General features: G+C 64.2%; 14 protein-coding genes. 7 read left to right on the forward strand and 7 right to left on the reverse strand.

Features of this window, described 5'->3' with window-relative positions; genetic code table 11:
- The first annotated feature begins 22 nt into the window (after nt 1–22).
- The 5 genes from BTO02_RS31925 (at nt 23) to BTO02_RS31945 (ending at nt 4,639) form a co-directional block, all read left to right on the forward strand.
- A complete protein-coding gene (locus BTO02_RS31925; protein WP_075161590.1) occupies nt 23–688 on the forward strand; it encodes an NADPH-dependent FMN reductase in 666 nt (221 codons plus the stop codon).
- A 235-nt stretch (nt 689–923) separates the two neighbouring features.
- Complete coding sequence (locus BTO02_RS31930; protein ID WP_075161591.1) at nt 924–1,139, forward strand: transcriptional regulator; 216 nt, start codon at nt 924–926, stop codon at nt 1,137–1,139.
- 298 nt (nt 1,140–1,437) lie between these two features.
- Complete coding sequence (locus BTO02_RS31935) at nt 1,438–2,337, forward strand: aminomethyltransferase (protein ID WP_075160962.1); 900 nt, start codon at nt 1,438–1,440, stop codon at nt 2,335–2,337.
- 90 nt (nt 2,338–2,427) lie between these two features.
- Entirely contained in the window at nt 2,428–3,873 is a 1,446-nt protein-coding gene (iaaH, locus tag BTO02_RS31940) for an indoleacetamide hydrolase (RefSeq protein WP_075160963.1), read from the forward strand.
- A 19-nt stretch (nt 3,874–3,892) separates the two neighbouring features.
- Nucleotides 3,893–4,639, forward strand: a complete 747-nt coding sequence (locus BTO02_RS31945; RefSeq protein ID WP_075160964.1) for a CDP-diacylglycerol diphosphatase — start codon at nt 3,893–3,895, stop codon at nt 4,637–4,639.
- A gap of 90 nt (nt 4,640–4,729) precedes the next feature.
- Here the strand turns inward: BTO02_RS31945 and BTO02_RS31950 are convergent, their stop codons facing one another.
- From BTO02_RS31950 to BTO02_RS31960, 3 genes are all read right to left on the reverse strand, one after another.
- Entirely contained in the window at nt 4,730–6,241 is a 1,512-nt protein-coding gene (locus BTO02_RS31950; protein WP_075160965.1) for an aldehyde dehydrogenase, read from the reverse strand.
- Nucleotides 6,242–6,302: 61 nt separating this feature from the next.
- Nucleotides 6,303–7,703 carry an MFS transporter gene (locus tag BTO02_RS31955; RefSeq protein WP_075160966.1) on the reverse strand — a complete coding sequence of 467 codons (1,401 nt, stop codon included), beginning with the start codon at nt 7,701–7,703 and terminating at the stop codon, nt 6,303–6,305.
- Between the two features lie 126 nt (nt 7,704–7,829).
- Nucleotides 7,830–8,561 carry an enoyl-CoA hydratase/isomerase family protein gene (locus BTO02_RS31960; RefSeq protein WP_075160967.1) on the reverse strand — a complete coding sequence of 244 codons (732 nt, stop codon included), beginning with the start codon at nt 8,559–8,561 and terminating at the stop codon, nt 7,830–7,832.
- A gap of 222 nt (nt 8,562–8,783) precedes the next feature.
- On the opposite strand from BTO02_RS31960, the gene BTO02_RS31965 reads away from it, so the two are divergent.
- The gene (locus tag BTO02_RS31965; protein WP_075161592.1) at nt 8,784–9,497 is read left to right on the forward strand and encodes a GntR family transcriptional regulator; all 714 of its coding nucleotides are present in this window, start codon (nt 8,784–8,786) and stop codon (nt 9,495–9,497) included.
- Nucleotides 9,498–9,605: 108 nt separating this feature from the next.
- Nucleotides 9,606–10,406 (forward strand): phosphate/phosphite/phosphonate ABC transporter substrate-binding protein, encoded by an 801-nt coding sequence (locus BTO02_RS31970; protein WP_075160968.1) that lies wholly within the window; start codon nt 9,606–9,608, stop codon nt 10,404–10,406.
- A gap of 36 nt (nt 10,407–10,442) precedes the next feature.
- Here the strand turns inward: BTO02_RS31970 and BTO02_RS31975 are convergent, their stop codons facing one another.
- From BTO02_RS31975 to BTO02_RS31990, 4 genes are all read right to left on the reverse strand, one after another.
- A complete protein-coding gene (locus BTO02_RS31975) occupies nt 10,443–12,479 on the reverse strand; it encodes an acetyl/propionyl/methylcrotonyl-CoA carboxylase subunit alpha (RefSeq protein WP_075160969.1) in 2,037 nt (678 codons plus the stop codon).
- A gap of 34 nt (nt 12,480–12,513) precedes the next feature.
- Nucleotides 12,514–13,302 carry an enoyl-CoA hydratase/isomerase family protein gene (locus tag BTO02_RS31980; RefSeq protein ID WP_198039354.1) on the reverse strand — a complete coding sequence of 263 codons (789 nt, stop codon included), beginning with the start codon at nt 13,300–13,302 and terminating at the stop codon, nt 12,514–12,516.
- 77 nt (nt 13,303–13,379) lie between these two features.
- Nucleotides 13,380–14,987 carry a carboxyl transferase domain-containing protein gene (locus BTO02_RS31985; protein WP_075160970.1) on the reverse strand — a complete coding sequence of 536 codons (1,608 nt, stop codon included), beginning with the start codon at nt 14,985–14,987 and terminating at the stop codon, nt 13,380–13,382.
- Nucleotides 14,988–15,070: 83 nt separating this feature from the next.
- A complete protein-coding gene (locus tag BTO02_RS31990; protein ID WP_075160971.1) occupies nt 15,071–16,252 on the reverse strand; it encodes an isovaleryl-CoA dehydrogenase in 1,182 nt (393 codons plus the stop codon).
- Nucleotides 16,253–16,423: the final 171 nt, after the last annotated feature.

Genomic DNA, 16,423 nt, shown 5'->3' on the forward strand with positions numbered 1-16,423 from the left:
CACCGAGCAAGGAGTCTTTCAGTTGAACCGTTTCGAGCATTCCCGCGCGCCGCTCGTAGTCGGCATCGGCGGCACGACGCGCGCCGCATCGTCGACCGAGCGCGCGCTTGCCGTCGCGCTAGGCGGCGCGCAAGAAGCCGGTGCGCAGACGCGCCTGTTCGGCGGCGCATTCCTGCATCGGCTGCCGCACTATGCACCTGAAAATGACGAGCGCACCGACGAGCAGCTGGAGCTGATCGAAGCCGTGCGCCACGCCGATGCGCTCGTCATCGCAACGCCCGGCTATCACGGCGGCGTATCGGGGCTCGTCAAGAATGCGCTCGATACGCTCGAAGACCTGCGCGACGATGCGCGCCCGTATCTCGATGGCCGTGCGGCCGGCTGTATCGTCACCGCATACGGCTGGCAGGCCGCGGGCTCCGTGCTCACGTCGCTGCGCTCGATCGTGCACGCGCTGCGCGGCTGGCCGACGCCGTTCGGCGCCGGCATCAATACGCTCGAGACACGCTTCGACAGCGCCGGGCTTTGCTCGGACCCGAAGGTCGCCGAGCAGCTCGCAACCGTCGGCCGCCAGGCCGCCCAGTTCGCCATCGCATTCGGCGGCGAGGCGCAAGCAGGCGATCACGGTGCAGCCGGCGGCGGCCCGTCGCATGCAGGCGCCGCCGGGATCTTCGCGCTGGCCGACTAACGCGCCGCCCGCCCATGGCGCGCCGCGCATCGCGGCTTCACATGCGCGCGTTCTTTGCGTCCATCACGTTGCGTCCGTCACGTTTTGCGCCGTCCGTCGCGCCACGACCCATTGCGCACGGCAATGCGGCCGTGCGCACAAAGCATCCGCGAAACCGTGTGCCAGCCCACAGACGGACGCGCATTGGCGACCGATAGTCGCGTCAACCGGACAATAAAACCGGATGCAAGAGCAAATGAACCGACTGATTCGCTACAAGGGTTACCAGGTCGCTCCCGCTGCGCAGCGCCTGCCGAACGGGCTGTTCGCGGCCAATCTGACCATCGAGAAAAGCGCGGCCGAGCCGGGGCGCGCCTATTCGTTCGACGCCCTCGACTACTTCTTCGACGAAGAACATGCGCTCGCCTATGCATTCCGCTGGGGACGCCTGTGGGTCGACGACCATCAATAACGGCACGGCGCCTCGCCGGTTAGTCACCCGAAACGCGCGCAAAGACGCGCGTACGCCAACGCTTGCCGGGTTCCGTCCGGTATCGGCGCGCTCCGCCTTTCATCCAAGCCGCAGCAAGACCGCACCAAGGCAACATTTAGGCCACGTCAAGGCCACACAAGGCCTCGCGCGCGCCGCGCGCGATTCGTCGCGCGGGCCGCCGGCCACGCCTGTCGTGCCGGTGCAAGCGCCGTTCCAGTGTGTTGTGACAAAATAGGGCGACATATGTCTTACGTAAGATGCCTTAAATAAATTTGCCATGTCCGATACCCTGACAGATGCTGCCGGCGAAGATTACGCGCTGCGAAACTGGACGTTCCGGGACCACGCCCGCATGCGGATCGGCTCCGAGGCCCACAAGCAGATGTTCTGCCGCATGCTGCTGGAAACCCATAATCCCTATAAACCCGCGGTACTCGACTGGCCACCGCTCGCACCCGACGCACTGCAGCGCCTCACTTCGCTGCCGATCTGGGACATCGCCGTACAAACCGAAGGCCGCGCATCGATTCGCGTGGCCACGTACGCCGCCACGGTCAAAGACCCGCTGCTGCGCGAAGCGATCGAAATGGACGGCGCCGAAGAAGCGCGCCACAAGCACGTGCTGTCGCACCTCGTCGCGGCCTACGGCATCGAACTCGCGCCGGAGCCTGAATACCCGGCGCCGCGCGACGCCGAATGGGCATGGATGTTCACGGGCTATAGCGAATGCATCGATAGCTTCTTTGCCTTCGGCCTGTTCCGTTCGGCCCAGCAATCGGGCTACTTCCCCGAATCGCTCGTCGAAACGTTCGAGCCCGTCATTCAGGAAGAGGCGCGCCATATCCTCTTCTTCATCAACTGGGTCGCGTGGTATAGGCGCAGGATGCCGTGGTGGCGCCGCCCGTGGCATTCGCTGCGCGTCGCTGCGATCTGGGTCAAACTGGTGTGGGACCGCGTAGGCATCGCGAAGGGCATGGACGCCGACGGCGTGATGCACGACTCGAATTTTCTCGCCGCGAACAGCTCGACGATCGGCGCTGCGCTCGACGCACGGCAACTTCTCGAGCTATGCCTCGTCGAAAACGAGCAGCGCATGAGCGGCTATGATGTGCGTCTTCTGCGCCCCACGCTGATGCCGCGGCTCGCGCGGCTCGCTCTGCGTTTCATGAAGAAGTAACGGGTGCAGCGTGGCATCCGATTCGCGCCGCGCGGCTCAAGCGCGCCGGCGCGAGTTGGGCTTCGTGCGTCCGACCGGGAGGAAACACGCATGGCATGGACCGTCGACGAACAGCTGGCACTGAGCGCATGCGAAGCAGTTGCGGCCATCCAGGCGGGCAAGCTGCTCGCAACCGATTACGTTGCGACGCTGCTCGCACGCGCGGCGGCGCTGTCGAGCCTCAATGCCTTGACCGCGCTCAATATGGAAGGCGCGCTCGCGGCCGCGCAGCGTATCGACGCGCTATCGCCCGGCGAGAAAGCGCGTCTGCCGCTCGCGGGCCTGCCCGTGGTCGTCAAGGACAACATCAACACGGCAGACCTGCAGACCGCCGGCGCGACGCCCGCACTCGCGGACTTCAAACCGAAAACCAATGCGCCCTCGGTGCAGCGCCTGCTCGACGCGGGCGCAGTGCTGCTCGGAAAAGCGAACATGCACGAGCTCGCATGCGGCATCACGAGCACGAATTTCGCGGCGCCGGGCCCCGTGCGCAATCCGTACGACCCGGGCCTGATTCCAGGCGGCTCGTCGGGCGGCAATGCGGTCGCGGTCGCCGCACGCATCGTGACGGCCGGTCTCGGCACTGACACGAGCGGTTCGAACCGCATTCCGGCCGCGCTGACGGGGTGTGTCGGCTTTCGGCCTTCGGTCGGCAACGGCGGCGCCGAGCGCCGCTATCACGATCCGCAAGCGCTGCTGCCGTTGAGCCATACGCGCGACACCGTCGGTCCGATCACGCGCACCGTGGCCGATGCCGCGCTGCTCGACGCGGTCATTACCGGCGACGCCGCACAGCCGCCGGTGGCACTGTCGGGCTTGCGCATCGGCTTGCCTGCGCCGTTGTGGGACGGCCTCGATGCATCGCTCGAAGCGGTCGCGCGCGCCGCGCAGCGCAAGCTCGTAGCCGCGGGTGTCACGTTCGTCGAACTCGAGATGCGCGAACTGATGCCGCTCAACGACCGCACGGCACCGATCACGGCTCACGAAACGCTGGCCGACATGCGTGCATGGCTCGTCGCGAACGACGCGCCGGTGCAGACGGTCGAGGAACTCGCACGCTCGATTGCGAGCCCCGACGTGCGCGAAATATTCGAAGCGATTCTTGCAGACCCGTTCGCGCCGCTCTATCAGGCCGCGCTCGCCACATGGCGGCCGCAACTGCAGCAGCTTTATGCAACGACATTCGCAAACGGACGCGTCGATGCATTGATGTTTCCAACCACGATTCTTCCGGCGACGCCGCTCGACGAAATTCGCGGCTCGTCCGTCGTATCGCTGCATGGCCGCATGCTCGATACGATGATGGCCTATCTGCGCAACACGGACCCTTCCGCCAACGCGGGGCTGCCCGGTTTGTCGTTGCCCGCGGGACGCACCGCGGACGGTTTGCCCGTAGGTATCGAACTCGATGGGCCGGTCGGCAGCGACCGGCAACTGCTTGCGATCGGTAGCGCATTCGAACAGGTTCTCGGCGCTCTCGCGCCACCCACAATCTAACTACCGATGAGTCTCTTCCATGCTCCTCTTCTTGCGAAAAACACTGGTCTTTTCGCTGGCCGTGTTCGTGGGCGCCTGCGCGTCGCTAGCGGCCAGCAATCCGAATGCGCTATGGCAGATCGTCAGTGAACAGTGCGTGCCGCCCGAGCAGTCGATCGGGAAACCCGGCGCATGCACCGACGTCAATCTGAAGAAACACTATGCGATCCTGAAGGATATCGTCGGCGCCACGCAGTTCCTGCTGATTCCGACCGACCGCGTGAGCGGTATAGAAAGTCCGCTGATTCTGCAACCCGACGCGCCCGATTACTGGGTCGATGCGTGGAACGCGCGGCATTACGTCAATGACCGGGCCAAGGTTCAGTTGCAGGACGATCAGCTCGGGCTCGAGATCAATTCCCAGTTCCGGCGATCGCAAGAGCAGCTGCATATACATATCGATTGCATGCGCGACGATATCGTTGCCGCGCTTGCGCCGTATCGCGACCAGGTGCTGTTCCAGTGGCATCCGGCGACACTCGATAAACAGCGCTATCGCGTGATGCGCGTGCCGAACCTCGAGGGAGAAAACAATCCGTTCCGGGTCGTCGCGCGCGATCTTCCGGATTCCGGTCAGATGGCCGAACAGACCATACTCGTCACGGGAGCGGGGCGCACCACGAAGGATGGCTGGCTGATCGTCAACAGCGCGTTGAATATCGAAGACGGCAGCGGCACGGCCGAGCCGTTGCTCGATCACCAGTGCATGCTCGCGAAGCACGGGTAGGCATCGCGTCGACGCCATCACGCAAACCGGCGCCGCTTCGACACGGCGCCGGCCAATGCAACCGAGGCTTCTGCTACGGCGTGCGCGTCTTCAGTTCAGACGCTTCAACTGACCGTCGTCTGCATACCAGTCGACCGTCTTGCCCGTCGTGTTGACCGTCACCGCGCGCGGCTCGGTGAACTGGTCGAACGACTCGATGCCGGTCTCGCGGCCCACGCCGCTGTTCTTGAAGCCGCCCCACGGCGATGCCGGGTCGAGACGGTGATGGTCGTTGACCCACACCATGCCGAACTCGAGCTTGCTCGCCACCCGATGCGCGCGCGCAACGTCGATCGTCCACACGGAGGCGGCAAGGCCGAACTGCGAGTCGTTGGCAATGCGGATCGCGTCGGCTTCGTCCTTGAACGGCATCACCACGGTGACCGGGCCGAACACTTCTTCCTGGCCGATTTCGCAGCCCGGATTGACGTCGTACAGCACCGTCGGCTCGAGGAAGAAGCCTTGCGACAGATGCGACGGAATCTTGCCGCCCGTCAAAAGCTTCGCACCGTCCTGTTCGGCGCGCGCGAGCATGGCGAGAATGCGCTGCCGCGACCGGTCGGAAATCACCGGGCCCAGTTGCGTCTTCGGGTCTTCGGGGTTGCCGACGCGGATGCCGGCCGCCTTCGCGCGGAAACGTTCGAGAAATTGCTGATAGATCGTTTCCTGAACGAGAATGCGGGCGCCGCACACACACGTCTGCCCGGCGCCGATGAACGACGCAAATGCGGCGCCGTTGACGGCCCGTTCGATATCCATATCGTCGAACAGGATCACCGCACCCTTGCCGCCCAGTTCGAGCGTAGTCAGCGCGAAGGTGCGCGCGGCCGCTTCGCCGATCGAGCGGCCCACCTCCGTGCCGCCCGTGAACACGACCTTGCGGATCAGCTCGTGCTTCGCGAGCGCCGCGCCGCATACGCGGCCTTCGCCGTTCACGACGTTGACCACGCCCTTCGGCACGCCCGCTTCTTCGAGCAGGCGTACGAGACGCACCGTCGTCAGCGGGGTTTGCTCGGATGCCTTGATGACGACGCTGTTGCCGGTCGCGAGCGCCGGTGCGAGGCTTTTCGACAGAATCATCAACGGATGATTGAACGACGTCATCAGCGCGACGACGCCGAGCGCCACACGCTGCGTATAGCAGAGATACGGGCCTTCGATCGGAATCACGTCGCTACGGCGTGTCAGCGACAGCGCCGCAAAATATCGATAGAACTGCGGCAGGCGCGAAATCTGCGCGCGCGTTTCAGCGATCGGCCGGCCGTTGTTCAGTGTTTCGAGCTTGTAGAAATTCTCGAGGTCGGCTTCGAACAGGTCGGCAAATCTGTTCATGATGCGCGAGCGCTGCTGAATCGGCATATCGCGCCATTCGCCGCGCTCGAACGCCGCGTGGCCGGCGCGCACCGCGCGATCGACATCGGCTTCCGACGCCGCCGCGAGGCTGCCGATCACGGCGCCCGTTGCGGGGTTCACGATGTCCATCGTGTGGCCGCCTTCGGCGCCAGTCCATTCGCCATCGATCAGAAGCTGGGCTTCGAGGTGCTGATTGTTGACTGCATCCATTGCGATTTCCTTTTCGATTTCCTTGCGGGTTCGGTGCGGTTTCGTGCGATTGGGTTGATTGTTACTTGAGCGGCGACACCCGCGCGGCGGCGTTGACGCCATCGTGCGCGAGCGCGTCGCCCGGTTGAAGGTCTTCGAGGCGCTGGCCCGTCGGTTCGACGCCGAGCCACGCGACCACCACGATCTGGACCGCGAGCAGGCCGATCATCAGCGCCAGCACGCCGACCACGCCATGCTGCGCAAACAGCGAAACCACGATGAACGGCGTCACGATCGTCGCGCCACGCCCCAGGGTATTACAGATGCCCGATGCGCGCAGACGCACTTCGGTCGGGAACAGTTCGGGCACGTACACGGCGAACAGCAGCGCGACGAGCACATAGATCGGTATGGTCAGCAGCAGGCCTACCACCGGCAGCAACAGCGGATTGCTGACGAACGGATAGATCGCGCCGAACACAATGGCCAGCAACGAGGCGATGATGATCGTCTTCTTGCGCCCCCAGGAATCCGCGGTGAAGGCGCCGATGGCCGAACCGACGGGCGCGCCGATCGACATCACGAGCGCATAGCCGAACGACTTGGCAATGCTGAAGCCTTGATGCACGAAGAACGTCGGCAGCCACGTGACGAAGCCATACAGCAGCGTGTTGATGACCACGAGACACACGCAGCCGACAATCATTCGCTGCAGCATCGTGCCTGAGAACAGCGACCCGAAGCTCATCGGCTGCTGCGCATGCCCGGACTTCGCGGCCGCGACGGCCGGCGGCGGCAACGGCTTGCCCTGCTCGTTCGTGACTTCGCCTTCGATGCGCTGCAGGATCGCTTCGGCTTCCTTTTCGCGGCCCGCCGATTCGAGCCAGCGCGGCGACTCGGGCAGCGACTTGCGCGCGTACCAGACGCCGAGCGCGCCGATGCCGCCCAGCACGAACATCGCTCGCCAGCCGAGTGCGGGAATCACGAGCAAACCGATCAGCCCCGCGATCGGCAGGCCGGTCACGACGAACACCGCCATCAGCCCTTGCAGCCGGCCGCGCGAACGCGGCGGAACGAACTCGGCGAGCGTCGAGTAGCCGACCACGTTTTCAGCGCCGAGACCCACGCCCATCAGGAAGCGGCACGCGATCAGCAGGTTCATGGTCGGAGAAATCGCGGCGCCGAGCGACGCGAGGCCGAAGATCGCCAGATTCACCTGATACGTGAAGCGGCGTCCGAAACGATCGCCAAGGAAGCCGGTGGCGAGCGAGCCGAGCATCATGCCGAGGAACGTCAGCGACACGAACAACGCGTTTTGCGCGAGGGTCGAGAAGCCCGTTTTCAGCGTCGCGCCGAGCACCGTCGACGCGACATAGATGTCGAAGCCGTCGAAAAACATGCCGATGCCGATCAGCCACATGATCCGGCGATGAAACGCCGACATCGGTAGCCGGTCGAGTCTTGCACCTGCGTTCACGTTCATGTTGTACGTCTCCAGCCAGTTTCCGGTCGGTTGTTGTTTTGCGCGGCGGGGGGTGGTTGCCGCGGGCGTGTGTCGGGTGTTGCGTCGACGATTGCGTTAAGGGTTGCGACGTCGGCGGTTCAGTGCTCAGCGGCTTTGCAACAGCCGCATGGTCGCCACGGTCAGCGTTTCCGTTGCCAAGCGGAAGTTCTGTTCGAGCGCGTTTTCTTCCGCCGCCTGGAAGAACACCTTGCAATTGCGGGCGCCGGTCTCGTCGAGCGCGAGAATCCGTTCGATCAGCGTGTCCGTTGCCGCGTTCAGCGTATCGGGCTCGGCAACCTGCGTGATCAGGCCCGCCTCGAGCGCGACAGCAGGCGCAAGCGGTTCGCCGAACAGCACCATCGGGAACACGCGCTTGGGCAGCGCATAGCGGCTAAGGTAAGCCATGATCGCGGCCGGCGGCAGCCCGGCTTTCATCTCCGGGAACGCAAGGCGCGCAGCACTCGATACGATCGCGAAATCGCACAGGATTGCGAGGCCGAAACCGAAACCGAATGCATCGCCCTGCACCTCGGCGACGCTGATCAGCGACGTGCTGCGCAGCAGCTTCTTCAATTCGATAAGCCGCGCCACCTCGGCGTGAACCGACGCCGCGTCGCGGCCCGCGCGTTCGCGTCCCTTGCAGAATGCGTTGCCCGCAGCGCGCAGCCGCAGCACGCGCGCGCTCGGCTCGATCGCTTCGCTGCGCAGCGCGGCGATCATCGCGTCGAACATCGGCCCGGTGATTTCATTGGCGGCGTCCGGGTTGTTCAGCGTGAACGTGAGCACCGCGCCGGATTTTTCGATCAATACGGGCTGCGGCAAAGAAACGTGATCCACGTGCTCTCCTTGGGTTCGGGTCTTGGTGCGGGTCTTGGTTCGGGTGTTGGTTCAGGCCTTGGTACGGCAGGCTCGATGTTGTATAATCTGTATACAGCGTATTCAATGAACATCGCAGTGTCAACCGGAATGCTCGGCGAGGGGTTATTACGATCATCGGAAGGGAGAAGGGAGCTCCAATTGCGAACCGCAAAAAAAGCCGAGAAAGGCCAGCACCAGGACATGCCGCTCGCGCCGCCGCTCGATACGATCGGCCGCAAGTACCACGCGCGCATGCGCACCATTCATGCGACGAGCGACTCGTTGAGCGAAGGCGTGGTCGTGCCGGCGCTGCGCGAGGCGATCGTCGAAGGCGTGCTCGCGCCGGGCAGCCGCCTGTCCGAAGTACAGGTCGCGAAGCAATTGAATGTGAGCCGCACGCCGATGCGCGAAGCATTCGCGCAGCTCGAACGCGAAGGGCTCGTCACGATGCTGCCGCGCATCGGCGCGTTCGTGCGCTCGGTCAGCGTGCGCGACGTCGAAGAAATCTATACGGTACGTTCGGCGCTCGAGTGCCTTGCGGTGCAACTCGCCGCGGACCGCATTACCGCGCTCGGCCGCGCGCAGCTCGATGATGTGGTCGCCGCGATGGAAAGCGCCGTCGCCGACGACAATCCCGCGAGCTATGTCGATGCGCTCGATCGCTTCTATACGGTCGTGATGACGATTGCCGATAATCACACGCTGCAGGAAAGCCATGCCGCGCTGATCGGTCCGGTGCGGCGCGTGCGGCGTATCGCAATGGCGCGCGGCGGGCGCATGCGGGCGTCGTTCGAGCAGTCGGTGCGGATTCGCGATGCGATCGTGAATCACGATCCGGGCGTGCAGGACTTGATGCGCGAACAACTGCAGGGGGCCTGCAAGTCCGCGCTCGACGTGCTCAATCACGTCGAATGACCGTGACGCAGCGCGGTGGCGCCATGCCGCGGCCATATGGCGTGGCGCGCTTGCCGCGGTCGGCGCGGTTTGGCGAGGCTCCGACGATGTGCCAGAATCGGGCGCATCATGAATTCCGTTCCCTGGATTGCCGCGCTGCCGATGTACAACGTCTCGCCATCGCTCGCAGCGTGCTGGCGCGACTGGCTTGCGGACGTGCTCGGCATCGTCGAGCCGGCGGCGCGCATAGTCGACGGCGGTAACGACTTATCGGCGCTCTGGCGCCGCAACGATCTGCTGCTGTCGCAAACGTGCGGCTACCCGTTGACGCACGAATTGCGCGACGCGGTACAACTCGTTGCAACGCCTTGCTTTGACGCGCCGGGCTGCGACGGTCCCTGCTATTCGAGCGCGCTGATCACGCATGCAGGTGCATCGTTCGCCACGCTCGAAAGCTTGCGCGGTTCGACAGTCGCGTTCAACCAGACCGATTCGAACAGCGGCTTCAATACATTGCGGCATGTCTTCGCACCGTTGGCGCGCGGCGGCCGCTTCTTCGATTCAAGCATCGAAACCGGCTCACATCTCGCTTCGCTGCAGGCCGTGGCCGAACGCCGCGCGGATCTTGCCGCGATCGACTGCGTGACGATGGCGTTCGTGCGCGACGAACGGCCGGCGCTTGCGCATGCCGTCAGGCAGATCGGATGGACCGAAGCATCGCCGGGCTTGCCGCTGATTGCATCGAAAGCGCTGCCGGCGGATCGCATCATCGCGTTGAGAAGCGCGTTGAAGCAAGCGCTGCTGTTGCAGCCCGCGCGTGCCCGGCGGCTGCGTTTAAAGGGCTTTGAAATACGCTCGATGGACGATTACGCGCGTATCAGCGAGCTGGAAAACGAGGCCATCGAACGCGGCTATGCGCGGCTGGCGTGACGCGGCACATGCTTGCGGGCGCTCACACTATGCGGATCATTCGCTTGCCAGCACGAGCAATTGCGCCCCTTCGGCGACCTGATCGCCGACCGCGTACAGCAGTTCCGCCACCGTACCCGCAGCAGGCGCGCCGATCGTATGCTCCATTTTCATCGCTTCCATCACGATCAGCGGTGCGCCCTTTTCGACCTTTTCGCCGGGCTCGACGAGCACCGCGATGACCTTGCCCGGCATCGGCGCCGTCAGGCGTCCTTCGCCATGCTCGGCGTCCGCGGCATGCGCAAGCAGGTTCTGCCATTCGAATGCGAGCGCCTCGCCGCGGCAGAACACATGGAACGTATCGCCATCGATAAACACGCGGCCCGTCACGCGGGCATTGCCAAGCGTCGCACCATATTCGTGCGGCGTCGTGCCGGCCCACCACGCGAACGGCGCCTCACGACCCGCGAATTCGAGCGCCTGCACGTCACCGTCGCGTGCGAAGGTGACCGCGAACGGCGCATCGCTTTCGACTTCGTTCCAGTTCAACGTCCGTCGATAACCGCCGTTCAGACGCCAGTGTGCGAGCGCTTCCCACGGCGACGTACCGCTCGCGGCAGCAGCGCCGCCCGCCGCATCATCGCCCTCGCGCTCGAGCAGGGCCGCACAGGCAAGCGCAAGCGCGGCGTCGAACGGCTTTTGCGTCGGTGCGAACAACGTATCGCGATGACGTTCGATCAAACCGGTATCGAGGTCGGCGCTCGCGAACGGCTCGCTTGTCACGATCCGCCGCAAAAACTCGACATTCGTATGCGGCCCGACCACTTCGCATGCCTGCAACGCGCGGCTCATGCGCTGCAACGCGTCAGCACGCGTCGCGCCGTACACGATCAGTTTCGCGATCATCGGGTCGTAGAACGGCGTAATCGTGTCGCCCTCGCGCACGCCGCTGTCGATGCGCACGGGCGCACGCGGACCGCCCTGCTGCACGCCGACCGTGAACTCGACGCCTTCCGGCATGCGCAAATGCTTGAGCGTGCCCGTCGACGGCAGAAAACCGCGCGCCGGATGCTCGGCATAGATGCGCGCTTCGATCGCGTGTCCGGTTAGCTGCAACTGCTGCTGCACACATGGCAGCGCTTCGCCGGCCGCGACGCGCAACTGCCATTCGACGAGGTCGTGCCCCGTCACCATCTCGGTGACCGGATGCTCGACCTGCAGCCGCGTGTTCATTTCCATGAAGTAGAAGTCGCCACCCGTCATGATGAATTCGACGGTGCCGGCGCCGACATAGTCGACCGCGCGCGCGGCCGCGACCGCTGCTTCGCCCATCGCACGGCGCAGCGCATCGGAGAGCCCGGGCGCGGGCGCTTCTTCGAGCACTTTCTGGTGACGCCGCTGCACCGAGCAGTCGCGATCGAACAGATAGACCGCGCCGCCATGCGTATCGGCGAACACCTGCACTTCAACGTGGCGCGGCCGCGTCAGATACTTTTCGATCAGCACGCGATCATTGCCGAAGCTGCTCGCCGCTTCGCGTTTGCACGACACGAGCGCCGCCGCGAAATCGTCGCCACGCTCGACGACGCGCATGCCTTTGCCGCCGCCGCCCGCGCTTGCTTTCAGCAGCACCGGGTAGCCGATCGCGTCCGCTTCGCGCCTGAGCAGATCAGCGTCCTGATTGGCGCCGTGATATCCGGGTACGAGCGGGACCGCGGCGGCATGCATCAGTGCCTTGGCGGCGGCCTTCGAGCCCATCGCGGCGATGGCCTCGACGGGCGGCCCGATAAAGACGAGGCCGGCCGCCTTGCACGCCTGCGCGAAGTCTTCGTTCTCCGACAGGAAGCCGTAGCCCGGGTGCACGGCCTGCGCGCCGCTTGCGCGCGCCGCGTCGATAATGCGCTCGATGCGCAGGTAACTTTCCGTCGCCGTCGAGCCGCCGATATGCACGGCTTCGTCGCAAGCTGCGACGTGCTTCGCGTTCGCATCCGCATCGGAATAGACCGCCACGCTTGCAATGCCGAGCCGCTTGCACGTAGCCGCAACGCGGCATGCGATTTCGCCTCGGTTCGCAATGAGGATCCTGTTGAACATGAGTCTGCCCTGGCGCTGTAGTTTGCCTGTTGACTTATTGTGTGCGCCACACGGGCGCGCGCTTCTCGAGAAACGATGCCACGCCTTCGCGCCCTTCCGCGCCAGCCCGCACCTGCGCGATGCGAACGGCCGTTTCCTCGATCAGGGCCCGGTCGAGTTCGCGCTCTGCGATGTCCTGCACGAGTTGCTTGCTGGCGCGCACCGCGCGCGGTCCGTTCGAACATAGAATGGCCGCAAGTTGCTGCACGGTGTCGTCGAGCTTGTCTGCGCCGACCACTTCGCTGACGAAACCGAGCCGCAGCGCGGTCGCGCAATCGAACTGCTCGGCCGTCGCAAAGTAACGGCGCGAAGCGCGTTCGCCGAGTGCGCGGATCACGTACGGTGCGATGGTCGCCGGAATCAGGCCCAAACGGGCTTCGGAGAGGCAGAAATGCGCGGTGTCGACGGCAATCACGATATCGCATGCGGAGATCAGACCCATCCCGCCCGCGTATGCATCGCCGTTCACGCGCGCGATGACGGGCTTCGGGCAGCGGTAGATCGACCACAGCATATCGGCAAGGCGCAATGCGTCGGCGCGGTTCTCGTCGTCCGAGTAGCCGGCCATCTTCTTCATCCAGTTCAGGTCCGCACCCGCGCAGAACGCCTTGCCGTTTGCGCCGAGCACGACGGCACGCACGTCGTCGCGCTCGCCGAGTTCGCGAAACACCGCGGTCAACTCGGCGATCATCGTTTCGTTGAACGCGTTGCGTACGTCTGGACGATTCAGCGTGACCGTCGCCACCTGATGCGTGAATTCGACGATCAGCGTTTCAGGGTTCAGTTCATTCACCATTCGAAACTCCTCGCGCGAGCCTGCAAGATCCTGCGCATTCCGTGCGCCGCATTGCATCCGCTGCATTACATGCGGAACACGCCGAAACGCGTGTCCTCGATCGGCGCGTTCATCGCAGCCGACAACCCGAGTCCGAGCACGTCGCGCGTTTGCGCCGGATCGATCACGCCGTCGTCCCATAGCCGCGCGCTTGCATAGTACGGGTGGCCCTGCTGCTCGTATTGCTCGCGAATCGGCTGCTTGAAAGCCTCTTCTTCGGCCGCGCTCCATGTGCCGCCCTTCGCTTCGATACCGTCGCGCTTCACGGTGGCGAGCACCGATGCGGCCTGCTCGCCGCCCATCACCGAAATGCGCGCGTTCGGCCACATCCACAGAAAACGCGGCGAATACGCACGGCCGCACATCCCATAGTTGCCCGCGCCGAACGATCCGCCGATGATCACCGTGAACTTCGGCACCTTCGCCGTCGCGACCGCGGTAACCATCTTCGCGCCATTGCGCGCGATGCCTTCGTTCTCATACTTGCGGCCGACCATAAAGCCCGTGATGTTCTGCAGGAACACGAGCGGAATCTTGCGCTGGCAGCACAGTTCGATGAAATGCGCGCCCTTCAACGCAGACTCCGAAAAGAGTATGCCGTTGTTTGCAACGATGCCGACCGGATGCCCCCAGATGTGCGCGAACCCCGTGACGAGCGTCGTGCCGTAGCGGGCCTTGAATTCATCGAAAGCGGAATCGTCGACGATGCGCGCGATCACTTCACGAATATCGAACGGCTTGCGCGTATCGACCGGAATCACGCCGTAGATGCTCTTCGCGTCGTAACGCGGCGGCTTCGGTTCGCGCAGCGCGAGCGGCTGATCCTTGCGCCGGTTCAGATTCGCGACGATGCTGCGCGCGATGGCGAGCGCGTGCGCGTCGTTCCGGGCAAGATGATCGGCTACGCCCGACAAACGCGTGTGCACATCGCCGCCGCCCAGGTCTTCGGCGCTGACTTCTTCACCGGTCGCGGCCTTCACGAGCGGCGGCCCGCCAAGAAAAATCGTGCCCTGGTTCCTTACGATGATCGACTCGTCGCTCATGGCCGGCACGTAGGCGCCGCCCGCCGTGCACGATCCCATCACCACGGCGATCTGCGGAATGCCCGCGGCGGAGAGATTCGCCTGGTTGTAGAAGATACGGCCGAAGTGGTCGCGATCGGGAAACACGTCGTCCTGATTCGGCAGATTGGCGCCGCCGGAATCGACGAGATACACGCAAGGCAAGCGGTTTTCGGCGGCGATCTCCTGCGCTCGCACGTGCTTCTTGACGGTGATCGGGTAGTACGTGCCGCCTTTGACAGTCGCATCGTTGCAAACGATCACGCACTCCTGCCCTGCGATCCGTCCGATGCCGGTGATGACGCCCGCGCCCGGTGCGTCATCGTTATACATGCCGAATGCGGCAAGCTGCGAGAGTTCGAGAAACGGCGTGCCGGGGTCGAGCAGTTGCGCCACGCGCTCGCGCGGCAACAGCTTGCCGCGCGATACGTGCTTGTCGCGCGCGGCCTCTCCGCCACCGAGCGCGAGCTTGGCGATCCTGCCGCGCAGGTCTGTGACGAGCGCTTCGAGTGCGGCGGCGTTCGCGCGGAAATCCTCCGAGCGCGGGTTCAACTTCGTTTCGATGACCGGCATTGTATGCTTCTCCTTCTTCTGATGCCTCGCGTGCTTTTGTTGCTATTGCGGGCCGCCACGCCGCGATACGATCCGGTTCGCCGCTACATTGTTTCGGCAAACAGCTCGCGGCCGATCAGCATGCGGCGAATTTCGCTCGTTCCCGCACCGATCTCGTATAGCTTCGCATCGCGCCACAAGCGGCCAACCGGATACTCGTTGATATAGCCATTGCCGCCGAGAATCTGGATCGCCTCGCCGGCCATCCATGTGGCCTTTTCCGCCGTATAGAGAATCACGCCCGCGCAATCCTTGCGCACCTGACGTATATGATCTTTGCCGAGCGTGTCGAGATTGCGGCCCACCGCATACAGATATGCGCGGCATGCCTGAAACGTCGTATAGAGATCGGCGAGTTTGCCCTGGATCAACTGAAATTCGCCGATCGACTGGCCGAACTGCTTGCGGTCGTGCACATAGGGCACCACGGCGTCCATCACGGCGGCCATGATGCCGGTCGGGCCGCCCGCCAGAACGGCACGCTCGTAGTCGAGCCCGCTCATCAACACCTTGACGCCGCCGTTCAGTTCACCGAGCACATTTTCCTGCGGCACCTCGACGTCCTGAAACACGAGTTCGCCGGTATGCGAGCCGCGCATACCGAGCTTGTCGAGCTTCTGCGCAACCGAAAAACCGCGCATGCCCTTCTCGACGATGAACGCGGTGATGCCACGCGCGCCCGCTTCGATGTCCGTCTTCGCATAGACGACCAACGTATCGCAATCGGGACCGTTGGTGATCCACATCTTGGTACCGTTCAACACGTAATGGTCGCCCTTTTTGTCCGCACGTAATTTCATGCTGACGACATCCGAGCCCGCATTCGGCTCGCTCATCGCCAGCGCGCCGACGTGCTCGCCCGACACGAGCTTCGGCAAATATTTGCGCTTCTGTGCTTCGGTGCCGTTGCGATGGATCTGGTTCACGCACAGATTCGAATGCGCGCCGTAAGACAACCCGACCGACGCCGATGCACGCGAGATCTCCTCCATCGCAACCATATGCGCGGTGTAGCCCATGTTCGCGCCGCCGTACTCCTCCGCCACTGTCATGCCGAGCACGCCGAGATCGCCGAACTTGCGCCAGAGATCCATGGGGAATTGATCGGTGCGGTCGATTTCGCCGGCACGCGGTGCGATTTCGTTTGCTGCGAACCCCGCGATGCTGTCACGCAGCATTTCGACTTCTTCGCCGAGCGGGAATTGCAGGCCGGGCAAGTTGCTCATTCGAATCTCCCAGGTGAGCGGTCGGCGGTGCGGCCTGGATGCGGCGGCCCGTGATGACGCGCGGTACGGGACCTGATACAAAGGCTAGATACAAGGTCTAGATACAAGGTCTAGATAAGGCCCGATGTGCAGCGCAGCCAGCGTGAGGCCGATGCGCGACGCGTATGCCGC

Source organism: Paraburkholderia sp. SOS3 (assembly GCF_001922345.1).
GTDB lineage: Bacteria > Pseudomonadota > Gammaproteobacteria > Burkholderiales > Burkholderiaceae > Paraburkholderia.

Excerpts from the sequence above, each read along its gene's own strand:
- BTO02_RS31970 (WP_075160968.1), top strand. The coding sequence starts at position 9,606 with ATGAATTCCGTTCCCTGGATTGCCGCGCTGCCGATGTACAACGTCTCG.
- BTO02_RS31930 (WP_075161591.1), top strand. The coding sequence starts at position 924 with ATGAACCGACTGATTCGCTACAAGGGTTACCAGGTCGCTCCCGCTGCG.
- BTO02_RS31950 (WP_075160965.1), bottom strand. The coding sequence starts at position 6,241 with ATGGATGCAGTCAACAATCAGCACCTCGAAGCCCAGCTTCTGATCGAT.
- BTO02_RS31985 (WP_075160970.1), bottom strand. The coding sequence starts at position 14,987 with ATGCCGGTCATCGAAACGAAGTTGAACCCGCGCTCGGAGGATTTCCGC.
- BTO02_RS31945 (WP_075160964.1), top strand. The coding sequence starts at position 3,893 with ATGCTCCTCTTCTTGCGAAAAACACTGGTCTTTTCGCTGGCCGTGTTC.
- BTO02_RS31975 (WP_075160969.1), bottom strand. The coding sequence starts at position 12,479 with ATGTTCAACAGGATCCTCATTGCGAACCGAGGCGAAATCGCATGCCGC.
- BTO02_RS31965 (WP_075161592.1), top strand. The coding sequence starts at position 8,784 with ATGCCGCTCGCGCCGCCGCTCGATACGATCGGCCGCAAGTACCACGCG.
- iaaH (WP_075160963.1), top strand. The coding sequence starts at position 2,428 with ATGGCATGGACCGTCGACGAACAGCTGGCACTGAGCGCATGCGAAGCA.
- BTO02_RS31955 (WP_075160966.1), bottom strand. The coding sequence starts at position 7,703 with ATGAACGTGAACGCAGGTGCAAGACTCGACCGGCTACCGATGTCGGCG.
- BTO02_RS31935 (WP_075160962.1), top strand. The coding sequence starts at position 1,438 with ATGTCCGATACCCTGACAGATGCTGCCGGCGAAGATTACGCGCTGCGA.
- BTO02_RS31990 (WP_075160971.1), bottom strand. The coding sequence starts at position 16,252 with ATGAGCAACTTGCCCGGCCTGCAATTCCCGCTCGGCGAAGAAGTCGAA.